This window comes from Bacillus cereus group sp. BceL291 (genome assembly GCF_051776705.1).
Taxonomy (GTDB): domain Bacteria; phylum Bacillota; class Bacilli; order Bacillales; family Bacillaceae_G; genus Bacillus_A; species Bacillus_A cereus.
In genome coordinates this window covers 1-25,913 of sequence record NZ_JBPWAP010000057.1, presented here as the reverse complement: position 1 = coordinate 25,913, position 25,913 = coordinate 1, and the positions used below count along the sequence as shown (strand labels likewise).

The window sequence follows — 25,913 nt, the reverse complement described above, 5'->3', positions numbered from 1 at the left end:
GGCGATGTCCATTGATGTTGGATTAATATTTCAAATCGCCGGAATCGGCATTGTTTTAGCTTTCATTCATACTGTACTAAAAGAATTGAAGCGTGAGGATATTGCAAATTGGGTTATCCTTGTCGGTTTTGTCGTCATTTTATTTCATGTTGCATTTTTAATTAATACGCTATTCGACAAGATTAAAAGTGTCTTTCTCTTCCAGTAAAGGAGGCGGTTCGAATCGAAATTATACAAATTGTCGGATTAGGCCTCGTTGCTACGTTTTTAGCTGCTGTTTTGAACCAGCATAAATCTAGTATTACATCTTTATTTATTGTGTTCGTAGGTAGCGTGATGTTTCTTATTTTAATCGATCAAATTCATTCTATTTTACAAATGATTGAGAGAGTAGCGAGTGAAGCGAAAGTTAGCAACGTCTACGTGGAAACGTTACTAAAAATTATTGGAATTGCTTATATTGCCGAGTTTGGAGCTCAAATTACAAAAGATGCTGGTCAAGGTGCCATCGCTTCGAAAATTGAACTTGCTGGGAAAATCTTAATTCTCGTTATGGCAATTCCTATTTTGACGGTTGTAATTGAAACTATTCTCGGATTTTTACCGACGGGATAAGGGGGAGTGAATGTTGAGGAGGTTTGGAGCTAAGCTGCTATTTGCTTGCTTCCTTTTCTTTTCTTTACCGGTTGTTGTACAAGCTTCTCCTGTAGAAACAAACGTCGTTGATCAACAATTGGATAAGCTCGGAATTGAAGATGTGAAGCAATTTTGGGACGGGCTTGTTACAAAATATGGTGGCTATTTGCCAGAGAGTCAAAAAGGGAGTTTTATGGAGTTTGTAAAGGGAGAAAAAGAATTCTCTCTAAAAGAGTGGATGATAGGGTTATTAAAATATTTATTTCATGAGCTTGCAGCTAATGGAAAACTGCTTGGCACACTCATTATGCTCACAATCTTTAGTGCATTGTTGCAATCACTGCAATCCGCTTTTTCAAAAAGTAGTGTAAGTAAAATTGCTGATGCTGTTGTATATATGGTACTTATTATTTTTGCTTTAAATAGTTTTTATGTCGTTATGACATATGCAAGAGAAACGATACAAACAATGGTAGATTTCATATTAGCGCTATTGCCAATTTTATTGGCGCTTATAGCGACTGGTGGCGGGGTTGTATCTGTATCTTTCTTTCATCCGATTATCATTTTCTTAATGAATACAAGCGGGCTTCTTATGAATTATATCGTTCTACCGCTTTTATTACTGGCAACGATATTAAGTATTGTAAGTACAATGAGTGATCAATATAAAGTTACAAAATTGTCCAAGCTTCTGCAAAACGTTAGCGTTGGGATTATCGGTATCTTCTTAACGATTTTTTTAGGGGTATTATCTGTACAAGGAACAGCGACAGCCGTTGCTGATGGCATAGCTGTGAAAACTGCTAAATTTGTAACAGGAAACTTCATTCCAGTAGTTGGAAGAATGTTTACGGAAGCGGCAGATACTGTTATTAGCGCATCAGGATTATTGAAAAACACAGTCGGAATTATTGGGCTCGTCATTTTATGCTTAATTGTTGCTTTTCCTGCGATTCAAATTTTCTGTATTGCATTTATTTATAAATTCGCAGCAGCAGTATTACAACCGGTTGGCGGCGGAGCAATTATTCAATGTTTAGACATTATTGGAAGAAGCATCATTTACGTATTTGCTTGCTTAGCTATCGTATCATTTATGTTCTTTTTAAGTATTACAATTATTATTGCTGCGGGGAATATTACACTTATGATGCGGTAGGAGGTGAAGAGTATGCAATTTGTTACAGAGTGGATCAGAAATATTATCGTTTTTTTGCTCTTAGCGACAATGCTTCATCTTATTCTTCCAAATTCGAATTTGCAAAAATACGTTAAATTCGTTGTAAGTCTTTTGTTAGTCGTATTAATTTTAACACCCCTTTTTAAACTATTGCAGACAGATGTAAATGAAGTAATTGCAAATTTTAATGAAGAAAAGTACGTAGCAGAAGGATCTGTAAAAAATTCAATAGATTCGAAGAAAAAAGAAATACAAGCTCTAACACGTGCATATAGTTTAGAAGAGATGGCTACCAAAATGAAAAAAGAAGTAGGAAAAGAGTTTGAGAAAAAGTATGGTATGACTGTCTCTGAAATACAAATAGTCGCAGCAGAAAATATAGAAGAAGTAAAGTCAGCGAAAGATATTCAATCTGTTGTTGTGACGTTGAAAGAAAAAGAACGTAGTAAAAATGATGCAATCGAAACAGTAAAGCCAATTGAAATTAACACGAAAGAGCCTCCAAAAAAAGTGGAAGAAACGAATGGAGAAATGAAAGATTTCTTTTCAAGCAGGTGGCAACTAGAGGGTAAACAAATCCAAGTTCAGATGGAAGGGAGGACAGGTAGAGTAAATGGACAATAAAGATAAAAATTCGAAGTTCTCATTTTTTCGAAACTTATTGAATGGGGATCAAAAAGAAAGCAACGAGAAGGGTAAAAAGGTAACACCTAAGTTTTTACTTGTCCTACTCATACTTGGAATTTTGCTTATGTTTTCTAGTAGTCTCTTTTCAAGTAAAAAAGAAGAAGTACCTGTATTTAAAGAACAAAAAACTCAAAACCAAGAAAAAGACGTACCAACTTTCGGACAAAAAAGTAATGATAGTATGTCAAATGTAGAAAAATATGAAAAAGCGTATGAACAAGAATTAAAAACTGCTTTAGAAGAAATAGCAGGAGTAAAAGACGTAACGATTAAAGTGAATTTAGATTCATCTGAAGAAAAAATTTTAGAAAAAAATACAGTGAAACGCTCACAAACAACAGGTGAAACAGATAAAACAGGCGGTAAGAGAGAAGTAGAGGACGAGTCTCTTGATGAAAAGACTGTCATTATACGTGAAGGGGATAAAGAAACTCCTGTTGTTTTACGAACAGAGAAGCCGAAAGTACGTGGTGTTCTTGTCGTAGCAAAGGGAGTGGATAATATACAAGTTAAAGCAATGGTAAAAGAAGCTGTGATAAGGCTGCTAGATGTACCGGCCCATCGCGTTTCAGTTTCACCGAAAAATTGATAGGGAGGAAATAAAGTGTTAAAAAAACAAACAGTTTGGTTATTAACGATGTTAAGTTTAGTTGTTGTACTATCTGTGTATTACGTGACAACTCCTGACAAAATGAATACAGCATCGCCAGCAACAGGTGAAAAGATTGGACAAGAAAAACAAGGTACTGATAAAGCAGTAACAAACGAAGCGCCTAAAGAAACTCCGAAAAAAGAAAATACAAGCAAAGAAACAACAAATAAAGAAACAGACAAAAAAGAAAATGCAAAAAAAGAAACAAGTAAAAAAGAGGGCAATGTATCAGTTCAATCAAGTGATGAGAATTTCACAGCTTTACGTATGCAAATGGAAGATCAGCGTAGTGAACAAAAAGCAAAATTACAAGAAGTGATGAGTTCAACAAAAGCTTCAGCAACAGAAAAGAATAAAGCGAAAGAAAATTTTGATGCCATTACGACAATGGAAACGAAGCAAGAATTACTTGAGACAGTAATTAAATCTCAAGGAGGATATCCAGATGCTCTTGTAAGAGCTGATGGTACTGATATTAGAGTAACGGTTAAAGCGGCAAAACATTCACAGAAAGAAGCAAATAAAATTATTCAACTTGTAAGAAGTGAAGGCGGATCAAAAGATGTAGGTGTGAAATTTGATCCACCAGCGAAATAAGTGAAACTTTAATCCGTAGGGATTTCCCTACGGATTATTATCTTTTACTAAGCAAAGGGTATGCAAATAGTAAAAAGAGTATGTAAGTACGTGTGAATAGAAAAAAGCTATCATTTTCGATAGCTTTTTTCTATTGCGTCTTTGTAATTATTTTTACTATGTTCAGCTCGGAATGGAGAAACACGTTGTGAGTAAAAGATTAATGGTTCATGGTACTGATGATTACTTTTTCCGGATTTGACGTGGATGCAAAGAACGCATGCCCAAACGATTACAGCAGGTAAAAAGAGAATGAGCCATATCATATTTCCACACCTCGACACAATATATTTTCTACACTTTGAACATACTATTCTTATATGAAGGAATGATGAACGGTGTGTAAACAAAAAAAAATATTTGGTAAAAATATGTTATTGACTATAGGTGTGGTGAAGAGTGAATGGCATGTTTGCTGTGTAACGTTTTGAAAAAGTAGTGAATGTTTTTTAAGAAGTGGTCTTGCCAATTTCGTGTGAAACTTGGTATTATTACTAGGTATTAAATTTTTATTGGAATAATATTTTTACAGGAGTTTCGATTTATTATAAAGAAATATAAATTGGAATGTTTAAAAAATTTATCGTAAGATGGAAATAGTAAATATTTCTATTAGTTAATGAAATATATTTTCTAATAGAATACATCGTATTTTTACAGTCAATCTAGTTTTCGTGACGAGAATCTGTAAAAACGGGACAAACAAGAGTATGGGAGTGGATTTTACATGTTTAAAATTCAAGAAGTTCGCGAATTAATTAAATTAATTGATAGCTCTAATATTGATGAATTTGAATACAAAAAAGACGGTACAACAATCAAAATGAAAAAGCGTGGTAATGAAGTTGTTGCTGTGCAAGCACCTGCAGCAAAACAAGCTATGCAACCAGTAGCGCCTGTTGAAGTTGAAACGAAAGTAGCAGCAGCACAAGCAGAAGCGCCAAAACAAGAAGAGAAGAAGGCTGTTCAAAATGAAAACCTACATAAAATCACATCACCGATGGTAGGTACATTCTATTCTTCTTCTTCGCCTGATACACCTCCATATGTAAGTGTTGGGGATAGAGTATCGAAAGATTCTATCGTGTGTATTGTCGAGGCTATGAAGTTATTTAACGAAATTGATGCTGATGTAGAGGGCGAAATTGTTGAAATTCTTGTTAATAACGGACAGCTTGTTGAGTATGGACAACCGCTATTTCTTGTAAAAGCGTAATAAGGGAGTCTTTGTGATGATAAAAAAAGTATTAATAGCCAATCGTGGGGAAATTGCTGTACGAATTATTCGTGCTTGTAAAGAAATGGATATTGAAACAGTTGCAATTTATTCAGAAGCAGATAAAGAGTCACTTCACGTACAGATTGCAGACGAGGCGTATTGTGTAGGACCAACGATTTCGAAAGAAAGCTATTTAAATTTGACGAACATTATTAGCGTTGCGAAGTTAACAGGCTGCGATGCTATTCATCCGGGATACGGATTTTTAGCAGAGAATGCAGATTTCGCAGAATTATGCCGTGAATGTAACTTGATTTTTATCGGTCCAAGTCCAGAAGCTATTTCAAAGATGGGCACAAAAGACGTTGCTCGTGATACAATGAAAGAAGCAGGGGTTCCGATTGTACCAGGTTCACAAGGGATTATTAAAAATACCGAAGAAGCGATCGAGCTTGCTAATCAAATTGGATATCCAGTTATTATTAAAGCGACTGCAGGTGGCGGCGGAAAAGGTATTCGTGTTGCACGCCATGAAGAAGAGCTTATAAAAGGAATTCAAATTACACAGCAAGAAGCTAGTACCGCTTTTGGGAACCCTGGTGTATACTTAGAAAAGTACGTTGAAGATTTCCGCCATGTTGAGATTCAAATAATGGCAGATACACACGGAAATGCCATTCATTTAGGAGAGCGTGATTGTACAATTCAGCGCCGTTTGCAAAAACTACTAGAAGAAAGTCCATCACCTGCACTTGATGAAGATATTCGCAAGCAGATGGGTGAAGCGGCAGTTAAAGCGGCGGTAGCGGTTGATTATACAGGTGCTGGTACGGTTGAGTTTATTTATGAATATAAAACGAAAACCTTTTATTTCATGGAGATGAATACGAGAATTCAGGTTGAGCATCCGGTTACTGAAATGGTAACGGGAATGGACTTAATTAAAGAGCAAATTCTTGTTGCTTCAGGAGAAAAGTTATCGTTACAGCAAGAAGAAGTACAATTTAATGGTTGGGCAATTGAATGTCGAATTAATGCGGAAAACCCTGCCAAAAAATTTATGCCATCTCCAGGTAAAGTAGAAATGTACTTACCACCAGGAGGATTTGGTATTCGCGTCGATTCAGCTGTATATCCGGGATATTCAATCCCACCTTTCTATGATTCGATGGTTGCTAAATTAATTGTTCACGGAAAAACACGTGAAGAGGCAATTGCAAAAATGAAGCGCGCACTTAGTGAATTTGTCATTGAAGGCGTACATACAACAATCCCGTTCCATTTGCAATTGCTAGATCATCCTGATTTTGTAAAAGGTGAGTTTAATACGAAATTTTTGGAAGAGCATGAACTTGTGACGCAGTGATACATTAAAGGAGGTTTTTTTCATGGCTGAACATATGTTAGATATGGGTCAAGATACAACTCTTGGTAAAGTAGAAATTGCACCAGAAGTAATTGAAGTAATTGCAGGTATTGCAGCTGCTGAAGTAGAAGGTGTAGCGGCAATGCGCGGTAATTTTGCTACAGATGTTGTTGAGAAGTTAGGTAAGAAAAATCATGGTAAAGGTGTAAAGGTTGAATTAGCAAACGAAGATATTATCGTTGACCTTTATGTTGTAATGTATTTTGGTGTAGCAATTCCAGTTGTTGCACAAAAGATTCAAGACAATATTCGCCAGGCACTCTTTACAATGACAGGACTTGAGCCAAAAGAAGTGAATGTTCACATCGTTGGCGTAACATTCGAAACACAAAAAACAGAAATCGAACCAGTGTAAGAATGAAAAGGTGCCTAGTAACATAGGCATCTTTTTTATCGTTTCATTTCTTCACAAATTACAACCCTCTAATTATTATACTATTTCAAAAAAAAAGAAATAAACAAGGAAATGTGTCGTTTTTCCAAAAAACGTACATTGTGATAAGATATGGAACTTGAAGTTAATCTTTTTATTATTTTTCAGCCTTGTAACCCGTGTGTGAAACGATAAATTGTGTTATTATCATTGTATTATAAGGTTGGAAAATCAATGAAAACTGTAAGAGTAAGTGAATTGACGGCTTATAAATTATAATAATATAACAAAGTATAAGGAAAGACTTGAAGCATAAAGGAGAGTTACAATGAAACGTAGGACGGCTAGAGAAAGAGCAATGCAAGCATTATACCAAATGGATATTACAGGTGAATTAGAACCGAAAGTAGCAGTGGAAAACACGCTGGATGAAGGCGAAGAAACAAATGAGTTTCTAGAGTCACTTGTAGTAGGTTTTGTAGAAAATAAAGAAGCAATCGATGAAGCGATTCGTCAAAACTTAAAAAAGTGGAAGCTTGAGCGTATTAGTATTGTTGATCGCAGTATTTTACGTGTAGCTGTGTATGAAATGAAGTACATGGAAGAAATTCCACACAACGTAACAATTAACGAAGCAATTGAAATTGCAAAAACATTTGGGGATGAGGAATCTCGTCGTTTTATTAACGGCGTTTTATCTAATATAAAAGATACACTGTAAATTCTTTAAGGGGGAATCTTAAAATGGTAGCAGTAATCATCAAAGGAAATGAAGTTGCGGAGAAAAAACGAGCACAATTAACAGAAGAAGTTGTGAAGTTGAAAGAGCAAGGTATTGTACCAGGATTAGCAGTTATTTTAGTTGGAGAAGATCCAGCATCTCGTTCTTATGTGAAAGGAAAAGAAAAAGGCTGTGAACAAGTAGGGATTTACTCAGAGCTAATTGAACTTCCTGAAACAATTACTGAGGAACGTTTGCTTGCTGAAATCGATCGCTTAAATGGAGATGACCGTATTAATGGCATATTAGTGCAATTACCTTTACCAAAACATATTGAAGAAAAAGCTATCATTGAAAGAATTTCACCAGAAAAGGATGTAGACGGATTTCACCCAATCAGCGTGGGACGTATGATGACGGGACAAGATACATTCCTTCCATGTACACCGCATGGTATTGTAGAATTAGTAAAAGAAACAAATCTTGATATTTCTGGAAAACATGTAGTAGTAATTGGAAGAAGTAATATTGTCGGTAAACCAGTGGGACAATTGTTTTTAAATGAAAATGCCACTGTAACATATTGTCATTCTAAGACGCAAAATATGAAAGAGTTATCGAAGTTAGCTGATATTTTAATCGTAGCTGTTGGACGACCTAAAATGATAACAGCGGATTATATTAAAGAAGGAGCGGTTGTAATTGACGTTGGTGTTAACCGTTTAGAAACAGGAAAACTTTGTGGTGATGTTGACTTTGACAACGTGTTAGATGTTGCGGGTTACATTACACCTGTGCCAAAGGGTGTTGGTCCAATGACAATCACAATGCTTCTTCATAATACTGTTGAATCTGCCAAACGTGCAGGTGTCGTTTGTAAATAATTTGAGTCGGCTATGAGGAGAGAGAAATGGAGAAGCAATATTTAACCGTTACAGCGTTAACACGCTATATAAAAACAAAAATAGAATATGATCCGCATTTGCAGTCTGTTTGGTTAAAAGGTGAAATTTCCAACTTTAAAAATCATAGCCGTGGCCACATGTATTTTACATTGAAAGATGAAAATGCAAGAATCGCAGCGGTTATGTTTGCGGGCCATAATCGTAATATTAAATTCAAACCTGAAAATGGGATGAAGGTACTCGTGAAAGGGAAAATCTCTGTTTACGAGGCGAGTGGTTCTTATCAAATTTATATTCAAGACATGCAGCCTGACGGAGTCGGGAATTTACATTTAGCGTACGAACAGTTAAAAGTTCGTTTAGAAGAAGAAGGACTTTTTTCTCAAGTTTATAAAAAAGCGATTCCTCCTTACGCTAAAACAATAGGTGTGATTACGTCGCCAACAGGAGCAGCGATTCGTGATATTATAACAACGATTAAACGTCGTTATCCAATTGGGAATGTTATTGTATTTCCGGTACTTGTACAAGGGGAGTCAGCGGCTCCCTCGATTGTACAAGCGATTCGTACAGCGAATGAAATGGGAGAGATAGATGTACTAATCGTTGGTCGTGGTGGAGGTTCTATTGAGGAATTATGGGCTTTCAATGAGGAAATGGTTGCAAGAGCAATCTTTAAGAGTGAAATTCCTATTATTTCGGCAGTAGGCCATGAAACGGATTTTACAATCGCAGATTTTGTTGCAGATTTACGCGCGCCAACACCGACTGCAGCAGCTGAGCTGGCAGCACCTAACATTATAGAGTTACAAGAAAAGGTATTACAAAGAACTCTGAGATTGCAAAGAGCAATGAGAGAGTTAGTACATAAAAAAGAAGAAAAACTACAAGTGTTGCAAAAATCGTATGCGTTCCGTTATCCAAGACAAGTATATGAGCAAAAGGAAGAGCAATTAGATAGAGCGCTAGAACAGCTTGTTTTAGCGAAAGAGCGCTATATTGATAAAAAGGTGAATCAGTTAAAGCAACTTTCATTTTATTTAGAGAAGCACCACCCATCTCAAAAAATTATGCAAACGAAGGTAGCTGTTGAAACGTTGCAAAAGCAATTACAACGTGAAATGCAAACGTTACTTCAAACGAAAGAATTTGCCTTTGTAAGAGCTGCTCAAAAACTTGAAGCGTTAAGTCCGCTTAAAGTAATGATGAGAGGGTACGGGCTTGTATATGATGAAGAGAAGCAAGTGTTAAAAAGTGTGAAAGATGTAAGCCTTGGAGATGCTGTTTCAGTTCAATTACAAGATGGAATACTAGATTGTAGCGTATCAGGCATAGAGGAGCGTGAATTGAATAATGGAAAATAAATTAAGCTTTGAAGAGGCAATTTCGCAACTTGAGCATCTTGTTTCTAAGCTAGAACAAGGTGACGTACCTTTAGAAGAAGCGATTTCTTATTTTAAAGAAGGTATGGAATTATCTAAGCTTTGTGATGAGAAGCTGAAGAATGTACAAGAACAAATGGCAGTTATTCTTGGGGAAGATGGAGAGCTTGAACCGTTTACTGCTTTAGGAGATGAAGCATAGTGACGATTGCTTTTGATATTTTTTTGAAAGAAAGTAAAACTTTCGTAGAAGAAAAACTTGTAAGCTATGCAAATGAATTACAATGTCCAAATGTACTTCGTGAAGCGATGGCATATTCTTTGGAAGCGGGTGGAAAACGTCTCCGCCCGTTACTTTTGTTTGCAACATTACAAGCGTTTGGGAAAGAAAGAAATCTTGGAGTAGGTGCAGCTTGTGCTCTTGAAATGATTCATACATATTCATTAGTTCATGATGATTTACCTTGTATGGATGATGATGATTTAAGAAGAGGAAAGCCCACAAATCACAAAGTATTTGGTGAAGCGATGGCAGTTTTAGCAGGAGATGGCTTATTGACGTATGCTTTTCAAGTTATTATGGCATATGAGCAAAAAGAAATTTCTGCCGAAAAAAAAGTAAGACTTGTACTTGAACTTGCAAAAGCAGCAGGACCAGAAGGAATGGTTGGCGGACAAGTGGCAGATATGGAAGCTGAAGGGAAACGCCTTACGATTGATGAATTGGAGTACATCCATAAACATAAGACCGGAAAACTGCTTGAATTTGCTGTACTTGCGGGTGCGATACTTTCTGATGCGACAGAAGAGCAAGAAGAAAAGTTGCTTACGTTTGCCAAATATATCGGTCTAGCTTTCCAAATTCGAGATGATATTTTAGATGTCGAAGGAACTGAAGAAGAGATTGGAAAACCGATTGGTAGCGATCTTTCTAATGAAAAGAGCACATATACAACGTTGTTTACTGTAGATAGAGCAAAGGATATTTTAGAAGAAACAATTGCAGAAGCAAAAGGTGCGATTAGTTCCTTGCAATTACAAGATGAATATTTACTATCTATTTGTGATTTGATTGCAAAACGTAATAACTAATATAACAGCGTTTTCATTTGTTGAGTCATTCATCATTTTATGATATAAATGTAGGAAAAGGTTTTTCTTTTCTTGTTATTGGCAAAAATATATGTAGATTACATTGCCGTTATCACTTCGTGTTAGCGGCTATTTTTTTCATCGCCTAAAGAAATATGGTTTATAATAGGATTAGGGCGCAATAGACTGGTTAATAGCGGGACAAGACGAAAAATAGAAAAGAGAATTTCTTGTTTTGTGTAAATGTTTTTTATAATATTTGACATGTTGACAGATTATGAAATGAAAGTGAGTGATCCATGTGGATCTAACGCAAATTCAAAACCCTAGTTTTTTGAAAGATATGTCTATCAGTGAACTAGAGGGATTGAGTGAGGATATTCGTAAGTTTTTAATTGAAGAGCTCTCTCAAACAGGTGGACATATTGCACCTAATTTAGGTGTAGTAGAACTCACAATTGCTCTGCACAAATTATTTGATAGCCCGCAAGATAAATTTTTATGGGATGTAGGACATCAATCCTATGTACATAAAATTTTAACTGGACGTGCGAAAGAGTTTGGTACATTAAGGCAATATCAAGGTCTATGTGGTTTCCCGAAACGTTGCGAGAGTGAGCACGATGTATGGGAAACTGGTCATAGCTCGACTTCGTTATCGGCTGCAATGGGAATGGCTCTGGCACGTGATTTAAAGAAAACGAAAGAATATGTTATACCAATTATTGGAGATGGTGCTTTAACAGGCGGAATGGCTTTAGAGGCATTGAACCATATTGGACATGAAAAAACAGACATGATTGTTATTTTGAATGATAATGAAATGTCAATTGCACCAAACGTTGGTGCGCTTCATAATGTGCTCGGTCGTTTACGTACCGCAGGAAAATATCACTGGGTAAAAGATGAATTAGAGTATATATTAAAGAAAATCCCAGCAGTTGGCGGGAAAGTGGCTGCGACAGCAGAGAAAATAAAAGATAGTCTTAAATATTTACTAGTATCTGGTGTCTTTTTCGAAGAGTTAGGCTTTACATATTTAGGTCCAGTCGATGGGCATGATTATGAAAAGTTATTCGAAACGTTGCAATATGCAAAGAAAACAAAAGGCCCAGTGCTTGTTCACGTTATTACGAAAAAAGGAAAAGGTTATAAACCGGCTGAGAGTGACGTTATTGGAACTTGGCATGGAACAGGACCTTATAAAATTGAATCAGGTGACTTCGTTAAGCCGAAAGAAGTTGCACCAGCATGGAGTGCTGTCGTTAGTGAAACAGTACTTAAGCTAGCGAGAGCGGATGAGCGTATCGTAGCAATTACACCTGCAATGCCTGTTGGATCAAAACTTGAGAAATTCCAAAAAGAATTCCCAGATCGTATGATTGATGTAGGTATTGCAGAACAGCATGCTACAACAATGGCAGCAGGTATGGCAACGCAAGGAATGAAGCCATTCTTAGCGATTTATTCAACATTTTTACAAAGAGCATATGACCAAGTTGTTCATGATATATGCCGCCAAAATTTAAATGTTTTCATCGGAATAGATCGCTCGGGATTAGTAGGAGCAGATGGTGAAACGCATCAAGGCGTATTTGATATCTCATTCTTACGTCACTTGCCGAATATGGTGCTTATGATGCCGAAAGATGAAAATGAAGGGCAACATTTAGTTTATACGGCGATGCAATATGAAGATGGACCAATCGCATTGCGTTATGCTCGCGGTAATGGACTTGGCGTTCATATGGATAAAGAATTAAAGGCGATTCCAATCGGTACGTGGGAGACGTTAAAAGAGGGGACACAAGCAGCTATTTTAACGTTTGGTACGACAATACCAATGGCAATGGAAGCAGCTGAGCGTCTTGAAAAAGCTGGGGTTTCAGTGAAAGTAGTGAATGCTCGCTTTATTAAACCAATGGATGAAGCATATTTACATGATCTTCTAGGAAAGAATATACCGATTTTAACGATTGAAGAAGCTTGTTTAATCGGTGGTTTTGGAACAGGAGTAGTTGAATTTGCATCTGAAAATGGTTACCATAGTGCATTAGTTGAACGAATGGGTATTCCAGACCGCTTCATAGAGCACGGAAGTGTAACAAAATTATTAGAAGAAATTGGTTTAACGACAGATGCTGTTGTAGACCGTATTCATACAATGATTCCATCAAAACAAAAAAGGGCGTAACAAATGAGCGTAAAAAAAGAAAGAGTAGATGTACTATTAGTAGAGCGAGGACTTATAGAAACGCGTGAGAAAGCAAAGCGCGCCATTATGGCCGGACTCGTATATGCAAATGAGATGAGACTTGATAAGCCAGGAGAGAAAATCTCGCAAGATACTGAGATTACGGTGAAGGGACAAGTTATGCCGTATGTAAGTCGTGGTGGTTATAAACTTGAAAAGGCATTAGAGACATTTCATCTTGATTTACAAGATAAAGTTATGATAGATATTGGTTCATCAACTGGTGGCTTTACAGATTGCGCGCTTCAAAATGGAGCGAAATTATCTTATGCATTAGATGTAGGATACAATCAACTAGCGTGGAAATTACGTCAAGATGAGCGTGTTGTTGTAATGGAACGAACAAACTTCCGTTACGTGACACCGGCAGACTTAGAACGTGGTTTACCTCAATTTGCAAGTATTGATGTTTCATTTATATCATTAAAGCTTATACTGCCAGTTTTAAAAACAATGCTTATGCCTAACGGAGATGTAGCAGCGTTAATTAAACCGCAGTTTGAAGCTGGAAGAGAGCAAGTTGGGAAAAAAGGTATTGTTCGTGATAGAAAAGTACATGAAGCTGTTGTAGAAATGATTGTCGAGTTTGCTTTAAAAGAAGGCTATGATGTGGAAGGTTTAACATTCTCACCAATTACGGGTGGGGATGGTAATATTGAATTTTTAATTCATCTGAAATGGCATGGTGAACGTGAGAATGGCGAAAATCATTCTCCGATTTCTATAGAGCAAGTTGTTACAGAAGCGCATGACGTTCTAAAACAAAAAGGGAAAGGGGAATAACATATGTTGTTCCTCTTTTTGCTGTAATTGTATAATGATTGTAAAAACAATTGTGTACAAGAAACGAATTATAAGTTAACATAAATAAGTGAAGTATACCAATGTTTAAACTATGGTAAGAGATAGTGTGAGGTGCAAATGTATGAATAAAGGTCAGCGCCATATTAAAATCAGGGAAATTATTGCAAACAAAGAAATTGAAACACAAGATGAATTAGTTGATATTTTACGTAATGAGGGATTTAATGTAACGCAAGCAACAGTATCGCGCGATATTAAAGAACTGCACTTAGTGAAGGTGCCATTACATGATGGGCGCTATAAATATAGCTTGCCAGCAGATCAACGATTTAACCCGTTACAAAAATTAAAACGAAATCTAGTGGATTCATTTGTAAAATTAGACACGGCAGGACATATGCTTGTGCTAAAAACATTGCCTGGTAACGCTCATTCACTTGGAGCACTTATTGATCATTTAGAGTGGGATGAGATCATCGGAACCATCTGTGGTGATGATACTTGCTTAATTATTTGCCGTACACCTGACGATACAGGTGTTGTCTCTGATCGTTTCTTAAATATGTTGTAACAAAAAATCTTGTTTGCTTTCCATCGTAAAGTGGAAAGTGAACAAGATATTTTTATTGGTTAAAAATATGAATTTTCAATTGTAATATAATATTTTGTTTGCATAAAGTTAAAAAATAGATGGATTGACCCGTAAAACAAATGTTTGGTACAATGAAGCGGGTTAGAAGAGTATATACATACAAATATATAGCATGATTATTTGAATGAAGAACTGAGAAAATCCTTTAGTAAGGGATTATTTTATAACGAGGTGAATGGGGCATTGTTATCGGAATTATCGATTAGAAACTTTGCTATTATTGAAGCATTAAATATTTCTTTTCAAAAAGGTTTAACGGTTTTAAGCGGTGAAACAGGGGCCGGAAAATCGATTATTATTGATGCAATTAGTTTACTTGTAGGTGGCCGTGGGTCAGCAGAATTTGTTCGATATGGAACAGAAAAGGCTGAGATTGAAGGGCTATTTTATGTTGAAGATGAGAAGCATCCATGTATTGAAAAGGCAGAAGAGTTAGATATAGAAATAGAAGATGGTATGATTATTTTAAAGCGTGATATTGCTGCGAACGGGAAGAGTGTATGTCGTGTAAATGGGAAGCTTGTTACACTTAGCATATTAAAAGAAATTGGGAAAACACTTGTTGATATTCATGGACAGCACGAAACGCAAGATTTAATGAATGAAGAACGACATCTGTTTATGCTTGATCACTTTGATGGGGATCGAATCGTTAAACAATTAGACATATATCAAAACGTATACGCTGACTATGAAAAATTAAAAAAACAATTGAAATCGTTAAGTGAAAATGAGCAACAAATGGCACATCGCTTAGATTTAATTCAATTTCAGCACGAGGAAATTCGCAAGGCGGATTTAAAGATGGATGAAGAAAATGAATTAACTGAGGAACGATTGCAAATTTCTAATTTTGAAAAGATTTATAAAGCGTTAGGTGATGCATATCGTTCTTTAAGTGCCGACGGACAAGGATTAGATAATGTAAGAAGTGCAATGGGGCAAATGGAAAGTATTACACATTTAGATGAAGTGTATCAAGAGAATCATGATTCAATTGCAAATAGCTATTACTTATTAGAAGAGGTTGCCTATCAACTGAGGGAAAAGCTCGATATGATGGAATATGATCCAAATCGTTTAGATGAAATTGAAACACGTTTGAATGAAATTCGTATGCTAAAGAGAAAATATGGAAATAATGTAGAAGAGATTTTAGCGTATGCTGATAAAATTGAACAGGAAATTTTTACGATTGAAAATAAAGACGTTCATATTGAAACGACGAAGAAACAGTTGAAGGAATTAGAAAGTGTTATTATGAAAGAAGCAACGTTGTTAAGTGATATGCGTCATGAGCTTGCAGAACACCTTACAAATGCAATTCATCAGGAATTAAAAGAATTATATATGGAAAAAACGAAATTTGAAGTGAGAATTATGAAGAGAGAAGGAAATGCAGAAGAGCCCCTTGTGGAAGGTGCGCCGGTAAGACTTACGGCGGATGGTTACGATCATGTGGAATTTTATATTTCAACGAACCCAGGAGAGCCGCTAAAACCACTTTCAAAGGTTGCTTCTGGCGGAGAGTTATCTCGTATCATTTTAGCTTTAAAAAGCATTTTTTCTAAGCATCAAGGGGTTGTATCTGTTATTTTTGATGAAGTGGATACGGGTGTAAGTGGCCGGGTCGCACAGGCTATTGCGGAAAAAATTTATCGAGTATCAGTAAACTCGCAAGTACTTTGTATTACGCACTTACCTCAAGTAGCTTCAATGGCGGATTCACATTTATTTATTCGAAAACAAGTAGCGAATGATCGGACAATTACATCAGTTACTGTTTTAACTATGGAGGATAAAGTAACAGAAATAGCTCGAATGATTTCTGGTGTGGAAATCACAGATTTAACGACAGAGCATGCGAAAGAATTACTTACGCAAGCGCATCATTTTAAACAGACAGCAGAGGCTATCCAGTAATGGATAGCTTTTTTTCTCAAATGACGATTTCTTAATTCTTCCGGTTATAAATAAAGCACTGCAAGGAGAGATTAAAAAGTGAAGCCAAGAGGCTGAATGTGGGGTAGGAGCGAGGAGAGTGAACAAGTTGAAATTAGAAAAATTTCGAAAAATAATAGGTCTTTGTCTCCTTGTTTCTTTAGTTTTTATTGGATGTTTTAAACCGCTTCGAACGTTTATTTCATCACCGAAACAACTTGTTGTTTTTGAAGGGCAACAATCAGAAATATCATCATTACCAGTTTTCAAAGCTTCATCCACAAATCGTCATGTATTTACAGTGAGTTCGAATGAACAAAAACAAGGACTTATGGTAAATTCTCATCAAAATGGTGAAGCTGATATGGTATTTCAGCTTGCTGGTTTTCCAGTGAAAAAAGTAAATGTGAAAGTGTTAAAAGATTTTAAAGTGATTCCAGGTGGACAATCAATTGGTGTGAAATTAAATACAAAAGGTGTACTTGTTGTAGGCCATCATTTAATTCAAACTGAAAAAGGTAAAATATCTCCTGGTGAAACAGCAGGTGTACAAATTGGAGATATGATTACTGAAATTAATGGTAAAACAATTGAAAGAATGAGTGATGTAGCACCGTTTATTCATAATAGTGGAGAAACAGGTGAACCGCTTACTCTTGTATTGTTAAGAGATGGAAAATATATTCGTACGAAGCTAACTCCACAAAAAGACAACGGTGAATCGTCTTATCGAATTGGCTTGTATATCCGTGATTCGGCAGCTGGAATTGGAACGATGACATTTGTTCATCCAGATTCTATGAAATATGGGGCACTTGGTCATGTTATTTCTGATAATGATACGAAAAAGCCGATTCAAGTCGAAGATGGACAAATTATGCGCTCGACAGTTACATCAATTGAAAGAGGTAGTCATGGGAATCCAGGGGAGAAATTAGCAAGATTCTCACCAGACCGTGAAGTGATTGGCAATATTACAATTAATAGTCCATATGGTATTTTTGGAAAATTAAATACGAATATGAAAAACGGTATAATGGATAAAGCAATGCCTATCGCATTATCTCATCAAGTAAAAGAAGGACCGGCAAAAATATTAACAGTTATTGATCAAGATAAAGTAGAAGCGTTTGATATTGAAGTTGTTAGTACAGTGCAGCAAAAATTCCCAGCCACAAAGGGTATGGTAATAAAAGTAACAGATAAACGTCTATTAGCGAAAACGGGCGGTATCGTACAAGGAATGAGCGGAAGTCCAATTGTACAAAATGGAAAAGTAATTGGTGCTGTTACACATGTATTTGTAAATGATCCAACATCAGGATATGGTGTTCATATTGAATGGATGTTACATCAAGCTGGAATTAATATTTATGATCAAGAGAAAAAAGCGAGCTAATATATATTATTAGCTCGCTTTTTCTGTTGAAAAATTCTTTGAAATTTTGTAAAAGCTCCGCAAGAGGTGTTTTTTGTTGTAAAATAAAAGGAAAGGGTTGAACGTTTCGTTGTATTTCTATGATGGAATGTGTTGCGAAAGGGAATAAATGAACGATAAACATATTTTTTTGTGATTTTATCGGAAAGTAAGAAACTTTAAAAGGGAATTTTCACACAATTGTCGAACAATTCATGTAGCCTAGAAGGATACACATGTCGGAGAATCGATTCGGTAAGGGAGGAAAAGCTGTGGAGAAAATTAAAGTATGTCTTGTGGATGATAATAAAGAACTAGTATCAATGTTAGAGAGCTATGTAGCCGCTCAAGATGATATGGAAGTAATCGGTACTGCTTATAATGGTCAAGAGTGTTTAAACTTATTAACAGATAAGCAACCTGATGTACTCGTTTTAGACATTATTATGCCACACTTAGATGGTTTAGCTGTATTGGAGAAAATGCGACATATTGAAAGGTTAAAACAGCCTAGCGTAATTATGTTGACAGCATTTGGCCAAGAAGATGTGACGAAAAAAGCAGTTGACTTAGGTGCCTCATATTTCATATTAAAACCATTTGATATGGAGAATTTAACGAGTCATATTCGTCAAGTGAGTGGTAAAGCAAACACTATGATTAAGCGTCCACTACCATCATTCCGATCAGCCACAACAGTAGATGGAAAACCGAAAAACTTAGATGCGAGTATTACGAGTATCATTCATGAAATTGGTGTACCCGCTCATATTAAAGGATATATGTATTTACGAGAAGCAATCTCCATGGTATACAATGATATCGAATTATTAGGATCGATTACGAAAGTATTGTATCCAGATATCGCAAAGAAATATAATACAACAGCAAGCCGTGTGGAGCGCGCAATTCGTCACGCAATTGAAGTAGCTTGGAGCCGTGGGAATATTGATTCTATTTCGTCCTTATTCGGTTATACAGTATCCATGTCAAAAGCAAAACCTACGAATTCTGAGTTTATCGCAATGGTTGCGGATAAGCTGAGACTTGAACATAAAGCTAGTTGAGAGTAAAAGTAGTAAGGGATTTAAGCTTTAGTAAAGCTTAATAATTCTTGAAATTGATACTCGATATCAAATTTAAAACCAATGAACTTTTTATTTAAAGACCAATGAATGTTATAATTCGTTGGTCTTTTTATTTTGTTGAGAAAAAGAGATTATTTGATAGTATGGAAAATAAAACCTATTTTTAGTAATATTACATGTAAGTGAGTTTTTTATAAGGCAATAAAATAGATATAGATAGGGAGAAGGGGAATGGAAAATAAAATTTCAACTTGGCTAGGAATAGTAGCAGCTATGGGAGTTCTTGCTATTGCAGTTACATTTGGAATGTTAGAACTTGCAGATAATCCCGTAGATAAAGAAGTGAGCGCTCAAATAGATAAAAAAGAAGACCAAACAATAGTAGGTAGAGAGGTAGATGGGGTCTTTGTTGATGTGTATGTTACTGAAAATTCTACTGAAAGCGAAGTCATTACAGCGATGCATCGCATGACTCATCAAAAAGTGGTGGCAGAACGAAAATCGAGCTCTATCCCAATGATTCAAAGTAATGCTAAAAAATTAAAAGAAATTATAAATAAGAGTAGCTTTGCGAAGAAAAATGAACTTTTAGCAATTGCTGATAGATGGGCGAAAAAAGATTTTAGTAAAATTGTAGAAGATCACAATTATTTCTCGGATGCTCAAGAAGATAGCGTTTGTAAAGCAACTAGAGCAATGGATGCGTTAGAAGAGCAACATTATATTTTAACTACATTCGGGGAGGAAAAAGCGAAAGAACTATACGAATCAGGGGATGCTCCGCACGTTCAATAAAAAACAATATAAAGGGCTTCTAGTTTTTTTATGATCGTGTTTTTAGGACGCAATGGGGACTTATAAATAAATGGTCTGCTTTCTTTATGACGTGTAACAAAAAAGAAAAGATGTGATTCATTATTAAATGATGAAGGAACGGCTAAATCACATCGTAGTACATCTGTTAAAGGATTTTAGTAGGAAAGGCATCCGTGATATAATAGAAAATAATAAAAAGTCCTGCAAAACAGGACTGTATTATTCTTCGTCTTTATTTTGTTTTTCTAATTCAACTAGTTTTTGAATTAAAATGTGCTGCGGCATATGCATGAGTTGTTCAAGTGGAACACCTAGTGCTTTTGATAAGCGGACTGCAGTATCTGGAGAGATTTGTAATGGTCTCATAGAAGTACCTCCTTTTTCGTATAGTATAGCATAAGATTGGGGGAGTGAGGATGACTCTTATATTTGCACATCGTGGTGCGGCTGGAACGTACCCAGAAAATACAATGATTTCATTTGAAGCAGCTGAGTCTTTTAGAGCGGATGGAATTGAACTTGATGTTCAATTAACGAAAGATGGAAAAGTTGTCGTCATTCACGATGAAACGGTGGACCGGACAACAAATGGAAAAGGTGCGGTTCGCAATTATGTATATGAGGACTTATGCAAGTTAGATGCAAGTTATAAATTTGGTGATAAAGTAGGTTTTTGTAAAATACCACTTTTAGAAGAGGTATTAGAATGGCTTGAACAAACGAGTTTGCTACTTAATATTGAACTTAAAAATAATAAAATTCCATACAGAGGTTTAGAGGAAGAAGTTATAACGCTTGTACGGAAATTTAGTCTAGAGGATCGTGTTATATTTTCTTCGTTTAATCACTACAGTATGAAACGGTGCCATATGATGGCTCCTGATATTCAAACAGCAATTTTATATCGCGAAGGTTTGCATAGTCCGTGGGCATACGCGAAAAAAATGGGGGCTACAGCAGTACATCCGAATTATCGTTATCTTCAAGATGCTATTGCCGAACTAACGATGGAAAGTGGTGTAGAAGTTCGCCCTTATACAATTAATGAAGAAACGCTTATGCGTAAATATTTTGATATGAATATATCGGCGATTATTACTGATTACCCTGAAACGGCAAGAACGTTATTGCCAATAAAAAAATGAGACCGCGTGTAACGGTCTCATTTTTTTATTTATAAATAGTGGGGCATTCCTATCTTCTAAAGCGAGCTTGTACTTTATTTCGTTTGCGATCTCGGTGCAAGACGAAGCTACCAAAGATATAAAACCCGAGCGCGAAGCAGAGAGCGCCGATTAAAAATTGTAACCACAGTATGGAAATTGGTGGAAATAGAATCCCGAATACAGTATCTCTCATTAACTTTATACCAAACACAGCTAATGAAATAGGGATAAGTGCTAATAGTAGAGCAACGTAACGCTGCATACATAACGCTCCTTTTCAGATTATTTCGTATATTTTAATGATGTTATACGGAAAGGGGGTTTGTCAAGAGGGTGCTGAACGAGTAAGATAAGGGTGTGAAAAAATTTGCAGAGTTACTTCGAGAGGAAGTGTAATATATGAAACAAAAAGTATTAATTGTTGGTGCAGGTGAAGGCGGGAGCGCGCTGCTGAATCTGTTACAAAGTTCGAATATATTTCAAATTATAGGGATTATTGATATAAATCCGTTGGCAAAAGGACTACAAATTGCTAAGGAATACGGGATTGCAATTGGAGAAAGTGTAACTCCATTTCTTTCTATGCATATCGATGTAATATTTGATATGACAGGTGAAGATGATGTACATAAAGTTTTATTAGAAAAAAAGAAAAAAGACACTCTTCTTATACCAGGTGATATCGCAAAAATTGTTACAGGATTAGCGCATGAGAAGGAAGGGCTAATTGGGCGGTTAGAGGAACAGACGCAACAAGGAGAATTAATTTTAAATTCTACACATGACGGCATGATTGTAATTGATCGAGAGGGACAAGTTCGTCTTTTTAATAAAAGTGCAGAGCGTATTATCGGATATAAAAAAGAAGAGGCGATAGGAAAGTATATTTTAGAAGTCATTCCAACTAGTAAATTACTTCGCATTATACGTACGAAACAAATAGAAGTAAATTATGAACTGACATTAGAGAATGGAAAGAAAATTATTACAACGCGTATTCCAATATTAAAAGAAGGAGGAGAGGTACAAGGGGCATTTGCAATTTTTAAAGATATAACAGAAGTTGTAGATCTTGCGGAAGAAGTTACAGACTTAAAAGAAATTCAAACACTATTAGAGGCAATTATTAACTCATCTGAAGAAGCGATTTCGGTTGTGGATGAAAAAGGAAGAGGTTTAGTCATTAACCCAGCATATACGAAATTAACGGGTTTAACAGAAGAAGATATTATTGGGAAGCCTGCTACAACTGATATTGTAGAAGGCGAAAGTATGCATATGAAAGTACTTCGAACGCGTCGTGCGGTGCGCGGAATACATATGAAGATTGGGCAAAAAAAGCGAGATGTAATTGTAAACGTAGCACCAGTTATTGTGGATGGAATATTGAAAGGAAGCGTCGGTGTTATCCGTGACGTGTCGGAAATTCAAAAATTAACAAATGAATTGAATAGAGCAAGGCAAATTATTCGTACATTAGAAGCAAAATATTCATTTGATGATATTGTCGGAAATTCAGATGAAACAACGGCAGCTATCGAACAGGCGAAGCTAGGAGCGAATACACCAGCAACAGTACTGTTACGCGGGGAATCTGGGACTGGTAAAGAATTGTTTGCACATGCAATCCATAATGGAAGTAATCGAAAATACAATAAGTTCGTCCGTGTAAACTGTGCGGCCATTTCGGAGACGTTGTTAGAAAGTGAATTATTTGGTTATGAGGAAGGGGCGTTTTCTGGAGCGAAAAGAGGCGGGAAACGTGGGTTCTTTGAGGAAGCGAATAACGGTAGTATTTTTTTAGATGAAATAGGGGAGTTGTCTGCAAATACACAAGCGAAACTCCTTCGTGTATTGCAGGAAAAAGAAATTGTAAAAGTTGGTGGAACGAAAGCGATACCTATTAATGTTCGAGTAATTGCAGCGACACATGTGAATTTAGAAAAGGCTATTCTAGAAGGGAAGTTTAGGGAGGATTTATATTATCGATTAAATAAAATTCCAATTCAAATTCCATCTCTTCGTCAACGTAAAGGAGATATACCGACAATTGCGGACAGATTGATTCAAAAAATTAATCAAGATTACGGTCGTAATGTAGAAGGGCTCACTGATTCAGCCGTTTTATATTTACAATCATACGAATGGCCAGGAAATGTGAGGGAACTTGAAAATATTTTGGGGAGAGCTATTATCTTTATGAATTATAACGAGACCTATATTGATGTACACCATTTACCGCCATTACATAACGAAGAGCAGGTGGAGTCAAAGCAATCTCATTTATTACCTGAATTAGAAGAAAAGCCACTTGAACATTTAGTGACAGAGTTTGAAGGGAATATTATTTATGAATATTTGGAGAGATTTGATGGGAATAAAACACAAACTGCAAAAGCGTTAGGAATTTCCGTTCGAAATTTATATTACAAGCTAGAAAAGTATGACCATGCAAAAAATAGCATGCAATAAATTGCGTACCATGCAATTTATTGCATGGTATACAAAAAGCGACAAAATAAGACAGAATCTTTCGTTATTTTCTAAAGTATTGATTTTACTGCATTTTGAATGCGTTTTCATTATTGGTAAGACCACTTTTAAAAGTTGGCACGGTATTTGCTTTATAAATAGACGAGGGACGACGGAAAGGGTTGATTACAAAATATGAAGTTAGAATACTTAATTGATCAAGCAGCAGGAAAGCCTAAAAAAACTGTGGCTGTAGCAGTAGCTGAAGATCATGAAGTAATTGAAGCTGTAGCGAAAGCAATTAAATTACAGCTAGCTCAATTTCGTCTATATGGAAATCAAGAAAAAATAATGGGGATGCTACAAGAACATGGTTTACAAACTTCAGAACATGTTGAAGTGATTGCAGCAATGTCTAGTGCTGAAGCTGCAGAACTTTCTGTTAAAGCTGTGAGAAATGGTGAAGCAGATGTGCTTATGAAGGGGAACATCCCAACAGCGAATATTTTGAAGGCTGTGTTAAACAAAGAGTGGGGCCTACGTAAAGGTAGCGTACTTTCACATGTAGCAGCATTTGAAGTTCAAAATTACGACCGTCTTATTTTCGTTACAGATGCAGCGATGAACATCGCACCTGACGTAACACAAAAAGCTGCTATTATACAAAATACTGTAGAAGTTGCCCAGGCAATAGGAATCGACTTGCCAAAAGTGGCACCAATCGCAGCAGTAGAAGTTGTGAATCCAGCGATGCAGGCGACAATTGATGCAGCGATGTTAACACAAATGAATCGCCGCGGACAAATTAAAGATTGTATCGTTGATGGACCACTTGCTTTAGATAATGCAGTATCACAAATTGCAGCAGAGCATAAAGGCATAGTAAGTGATGTAGCAGGTAAGGCAGATATTTTACTCGTCCCAACGATTGAAGCTGGAAATGTGCTATATAAATCACTCGTATACTTTGCGGATGCAAAAGTAGGAGCAATGATTGCTGGCGCAAAAGCACCGATTGTTTTAACATCTCGTGCTGATTCAGCAGAAACAAAAGTATATTCATTAGCATTGGCAGTTGCGACTGCTTCAAAATAAACCAAAAAGGGTAAAACATTAGGGGGAAACGACAATGACATTAGAAATCTTCGAATACTTAGAAAAATATGATTATGAGCAAGTAGTATTTTGTCAAGATAAAGAATCTGGTTTAAAAGCAATTATTGCAATTCATGATACAACACTTGGACCGGCTCTTGGTGGAACAAGAATGTGGACATATGATTCTGAAGAAGCGGCGATTGAAGATGCATTGCGTCTTGCAAAAGGGATGACATACAAAAACGCAGCAGCTGGTTTAAACTTAGGTGGTGCGAAAACAGTAATTATCGGTGATCCTCGTAAAGATAAGAGCGAAGCAATGTTCCGTGCACTAGGACGTTATATCCAAGGACTAAACGGACGTTACATTACAGCTGAAGATGTTGGTACAACAGTAGATGATATGGATATTATCCATGAAGAAACTGACTTTGTAACAGGTATCTCACCATCATTCGGTTCTTCTGGTAACCCATCTCCAGTAACTGCATACGGTGTTTACCGTGGTATGAAAGCAGCTGCAAAAGAAGCTTTCGGTACTGACAATTTAGAAGGAAAAGTAATTGCTGTTCAAGGCGTTGGTAACGTAGCATATCACCTATGCAAACATTTACACGCTGAAGGAGCAAAATTAATCGTTACAGATATTAATAAAGAAGCTGTACAACGTGCTGTAGAAGAATTCGGTGCATCAGCAGTTGAACCAAATGAAATTTACGGTGTTGAATGCGATATTTACGCACCATGTGCATTAGGCGCAACAGTTAATGATGAAACTATTCCACAACTTAAAGCAAAAGTAATCGCAGGTTCTGCAAATAACCAATTAAAAGAAAATCGTCACGGTGACATCATTCATGAAATGGGTATTGTATACGCACCAGATTATGTAATTAATGCAGGTGGCGTAATTAACGTAGCAGACGAATTATATGGATACAATAGAGAACGTGCACTAAAACGTGTTGAGTCTATTTATGACACAATTGCAAAAGTAATCGAAATTTCAAAACGCGATGGCATAGCAACTTATGTAGCGGCAGATCGTCTAGCTGAAGAGCGCATTGCAAGCTTGAAAAATTCTCGTAGCACTTACTTACGCAACGGTCACGATATTATTAGCCGTCGCTAATCATTCATATATAACTTTTACAAAAGGCGTGGTTACCTCTTATGAGGTTTCCACCTCCTCGTATGATTAAGTTAGGTTTTTTAGGGACGGGATGTACCTATAAACCCAAGAGTATCTATTTTTATGAGATACTTAAATTTGTAGATAGAGTGTTGCCGACC

The 25,913-nt window shown here is 36.3% G+C and carries 28 protein-coding genes; 25 read left to right on the top strand and 3 right to left on the bottom strand.

The annotated features are described in order from the left end of the window. Positions 1–4: 4 nt before the first annotated feature. Genes spoIIIAC through ACS2CR_RS26070 form a run of 6 tightly spaced genes read left to right on the top strand, consistent with a single transcriptional unit; the run spans position 5 to position 3,755 of the window. Positions 5–208, top strand: coding sequence for a stage III sporulation protein AC (spoIIIAC, locus tag ACS2CR_RS26095; protein WP_000020914.1), 204 nt, complete (start codon positions 5–7; stop codon positions 206–208). Between the two features lie 23 nt (positions 209–231). After that, positions 232–615 carry a stage III sporulation protein AD gene (spoIIIAD, locus tag ACS2CR_RS26090; protein WP_077393170.1) on the top strand — a complete coding sequence of 128 codons (384 nt, stop codon included), beginning with the start codon at positions 232–234 and terminating at the stop codon, positions 613–615. A 10-nt stretch (positions 616–625) separates the two neighbouring features. Further along, entirely contained in the window at positions 626–1,798 is a 1,173-nt protein-coding gene (spoIIIAE, locus tag ACS2CR_RS26085) for a stage III sporulation protein AE (RefSeq protein WP_000946110.1), read from the top strand. Positions 1,799–1,810: 12 nt separating this feature from the next. Beyond that, positions 1,811–2,443, top strand: a complete 633-nt coding sequence (spoIIIAF, locus tag ACS2CR_RS26080; RefSeq protein WP_016111659.1) for a stage III sporulation protein AF — start codon at positions 1,811–1,813, stop codon at positions 2,441–2,443. Then, positions 2,433–3,095, top strand: a complete 663-nt coding sequence (gene spoIIIAG, locus ACS2CR_RS26075) for a stage III sporulation protein AG (RefSeq protein ID WP_000368890.1) — start codon at positions 2,433–2,435, stop codon at positions 3,093–3,095. Before spoIIIAF ends, spoIIIAG begins: the two co-directional genes overlap by 11 nt. A gap of 15 nt (positions 3,096–3,110) precedes the next feature. After that, a complete protein-coding gene (locus ACS2CR_RS26070) occupies positions 3,111–3,755 on the top strand; it encodes a SpoIIIAH-like family protein (RefSeq protein WP_000914710.1) in 645 nt (214 codons plus the stop codon). Positions 3,756–3,865: 110 nt separating this feature from the next. Here ACS2CR_RS26070 and ACS2CR_RS26065 read toward each other — a convergent pair whose 3' ends face one another. Then, on the bottom strand, positions 3,866–4,060 hold the full coding sequence (locus ACS2CR_RS26065) for a hypothetical protein (protein ID WP_002101315.1): 195 nt from the start codon (positions 4,058–4,060) through the stop codon (positions 3,866–3,868). Between the two features lie 461 nt (positions 4,061–4,521). Between ACS2CR_RS26065 and accB the strand changes: the two genes are divergently transcribed. The 15 genes from accB to ACS2CR_RS25990 all read left to right on the top strand — a co-directional run bounded on the left by accB (position 4,522) and on the right by ACS2CR_RS25990 (position 19,863). Further along, positions 4,522–5,010, top strand: coding sequence for an acetyl-CoA carboxylase biotin carboxyl carrier protein (gene accB / locus ACS2CR_RS26060; protein WP_000472859.1), 489 nt, complete (start codon positions 4,522–4,524; stop codon positions 5,008–5,010). A 16-nt stretch (positions 5,011–5,026) separates the two neighbouring features. Further along, positions 5,027–6,379 (top strand): acetyl-CoA carboxylase biotin carboxylase subunit, encoded by a 1,353-nt coding sequence (gene accC / locus ACS2CR_RS26055; RefSeq protein ID WP_000592870.1) that lies wholly within the window; start codon positions 5,027–5,029, stop codon positions 6,377–6,379. 22 nt (positions 6,380–6,401) lie between these two features. Then, complete coding sequence (locus tag ACS2CR_RS26050) at positions 6,402–6,794, top strand: Asp23/Gls24 family envelope stress response protein (RefSeq protein ID WP_000807630.1); 393 nt, start codon at positions 6,402–6,404, stop codon at positions 6,792–6,794. Between the two features lie 346 nt (positions 6,795–7,140). Further along, positions 7,141–7,533: a N utilization substance protein NusB gene (nusB, locus tag ACS2CR_RS26045; protein ID WP_000830247.1), complete on the top strand. Its 393-nt coding sequence runs from the start codon at positions 7,141–7,143 to the stop codon at positions 7,531–7,533. A gap of 23 nt (positions 7,534–7,556) precedes the next feature. After that, positions 7,557–8,417, top strand: a complete 861-nt coding sequence (folD, locus tag ACS2CR_RS26040) for a bifunctional methylenetetrahydrofolate dehydrogenase/methenyltetrahydrofolate cyclohydrolase FolD (protein ID WP_000226732.1) — start codon at positions 7,557–7,559, stop codon at positions 8,415–8,417. A 26-nt stretch (positions 8,418–8,443) separates the two neighbouring features. Then, positions 8,444–9,802: an exodeoxyribonuclease VII large subunit gene (gene xseA, locus ACS2CR_RS26035; protein ID WP_000415249.1), complete on the top strand. Its 1,359-nt coding sequence runs from the start codon at positions 8,444–8,446 to the stop codon at positions 9,800–9,802. Then, a complete protein-coding gene (gene xseB / locus ACS2CR_RS26030; RefSeq protein WP_000428423.1) occupies positions 9,792–10,022 on the top strand; it encodes an exodeoxyribonuclease VII small subunit in 231 nt (76 codons plus the stop codon). Before xseA ends, xseB begins: the two co-directional genes overlap by 11 nt. After that, the gene (gene ispA, locus ACS2CR_RS26025; protein WP_053512777.1) at positions 10,022–10,912 is read left to right on the top strand and encodes a (2E,6E)-farnesyl diphosphate synthase; all 891 of its coding nucleotides are present in this window, start codon (positions 10,022–10,024) and stop codon (positions 10,910–10,912) included. The genes xseB and ispA overlap by 1 nt, the downstream gene beginning before the upstream one ends. Before the next feature lie 301 nt (positions 10,913–11,213). Beyond that, positions 11,214–13,106 carry a 1-deoxy-D-xylulose-5-phosphate synthase gene (dxs, locus tag ACS2CR_RS26020; RefSeq protein ID WP_000366454.1) on the top strand — a complete coding sequence of 631 codons (1,893 nt, stop codon included), beginning with the start codon at positions 11,214–11,216 and terminating at the stop codon, positions 13,104–13,106. A 3-nt stretch (positions 13,107–13,109) separates the two neighbouring features. Further along, a complete protein-coding gene (locus ACS2CR_RS26015; protein WP_000111874.1) occupies positions 13,110–13,949 on the top strand; it encodes a TlyA family RNA methyltransferase in 840 nt (279 codons plus the stop codon). A gap of 142 nt (positions 13,950–14,091) precedes the next feature. Continuing rightward, positions 14,092–14,541, top strand: coding sequence for an arginine repressor ArgR (gene argR / locus ACS2CR_RS26010; protein WP_001032580.1), 450 nt, complete (start codon positions 14,092–14,094; stop codon positions 14,539–14,541). A gap of 264 nt (positions 14,542–14,805) precedes the next feature. Then, positions 14,806–16,545: a DNA repair protein RecN gene (recN, locus tag ACS2CR_RS26005; protein WP_053512778.1), complete on the top strand. Its 1,740-nt coding sequence runs from the start codon at positions 14,806–14,808 to the stop codon at positions 16,543–16,545. Positions 16,546–16,663: 118 nt separating this feature from the next. Beyond that, positions 16,664–17,962, top strand: a complete 1,299-nt coding sequence (gene spoIVB, locus ACS2CR_RS26000; protein WP_002101312.1) for a SpoIVB peptidase — start codon at positions 16,664–16,666, stop codon at positions 17,960–17,962. A gap of 290 nt (positions 17,963–18,252) precedes the next feature. After that, on the top strand, positions 18,253–19,047 hold the full coding sequence (gene spo0A / locus ACS2CR_RS25995) for a sporulation transcription factor Spo0A (RefSeq protein ID WP_021727703.1): 795 nt from the start codon (positions 18,253–18,255) through the stop codon (positions 19,045–19,047). Between the two features lie 252 nt (positions 19,048–19,299). Continuing rightward, positions 19,300–19,863 (top strand): PRK06770 family protein, encoded by a 564-nt coding sequence (locus tag ACS2CR_RS25990; protein WP_053512779.1) that lies wholly within the window; start codon positions 19,300–19,302, stop codon positions 19,861–19,863. A gap of 240 nt (positions 19,864–20,103) precedes the next feature. On the opposite strand, the gene ACS2CR_RS25985 is transcribed toward ACS2CR_RS25990, so the two are convergent. Then, positions 20,104–20,250: a YycC family protein gene (locus ACS2CR_RS25985; protein ID WP_001247671.1), complete on the bottom strand. Its 147-nt coding sequence runs from the start codon at positions 20,248–20,250 to the stop codon at positions 20,104–20,106. Between the two features lie 50 nt (positions 20,251–20,300). On the opposite strand from ACS2CR_RS25985, the gene ACS2CR_RS25980 reads away from it, so the two are divergent. After that, the gene (locus tag ACS2CR_RS25980) at positions 20,301–21,029 is read left to right on the top strand and encodes a glycerophosphodiester phosphodiesterase (protein WP_000172580.1); all 729 of its coding nucleotides are present in this window, start codon (positions 20,301–20,303) and stop codon (positions 21,027–21,029) included. 49 nt (positions 21,030–21,078) lie between these two features. On the opposite strand, the gene ACS2CR_RS25975 is transcribed toward ACS2CR_RS25980, so the two are convergent. Further along, positions 21,079–21,312 carry a DUF2627 domain-containing protein gene (locus ACS2CR_RS25975; protein WP_053512780.1) on the bottom strand — a complete coding sequence of 78 codons (234 nt, stop codon included), beginning with the start codon at positions 21,310–21,312 and terminating at the stop codon, positions 21,079–21,081. A gap of 137 nt (positions 21,313–21,449) precedes the next feature. Between ACS2CR_RS25975 and ACS2CR_RS25970 the strand changes: the two genes are divergently transcribed. The 3 genes from ACS2CR_RS25970 to ACS2CR_RS25960 all read left to right on the top strand — a co-directional run bounded on the left by ACS2CR_RS25970 (position 21,450) and on the right by ACS2CR_RS25960 (position 25,752). Beyond that, positions 21,450–23,522 carry a sigma-54 interaction domain-containing protein gene (locus tag ACS2CR_RS25970; RefSeq protein ID WP_000810974.1) on the top strand — a complete coding sequence of 691 codons (2,073 nt, stop codon included), beginning with the start codon at positions 21,450–21,452 and terminating at the stop codon, positions 23,520–23,522. Between the two features lie 195 nt (positions 23,523–23,717). After that, positions 23,718–24,617, top strand: a complete 900-nt coding sequence (gene yqiS, locus ACS2CR_RS25965) for a phosphate butyryltransferase (protein ID WP_000764670.1) — start codon at positions 23,718–23,720, stop codon at positions 24,615–24,617. Between the two features lie 34 nt (positions 24,618–24,651). Then, positions 24,652–25,752, top strand: a complete 1,101-nt coding sequence (locus ACS2CR_RS25960; protein WP_000171357.1) for a leucine dehydrogenase — start codon at positions 24,652–24,654, stop codon at positions 25,750–25,752. Positions 25,753–25,913: the final 161 nt, after the last annotated feature.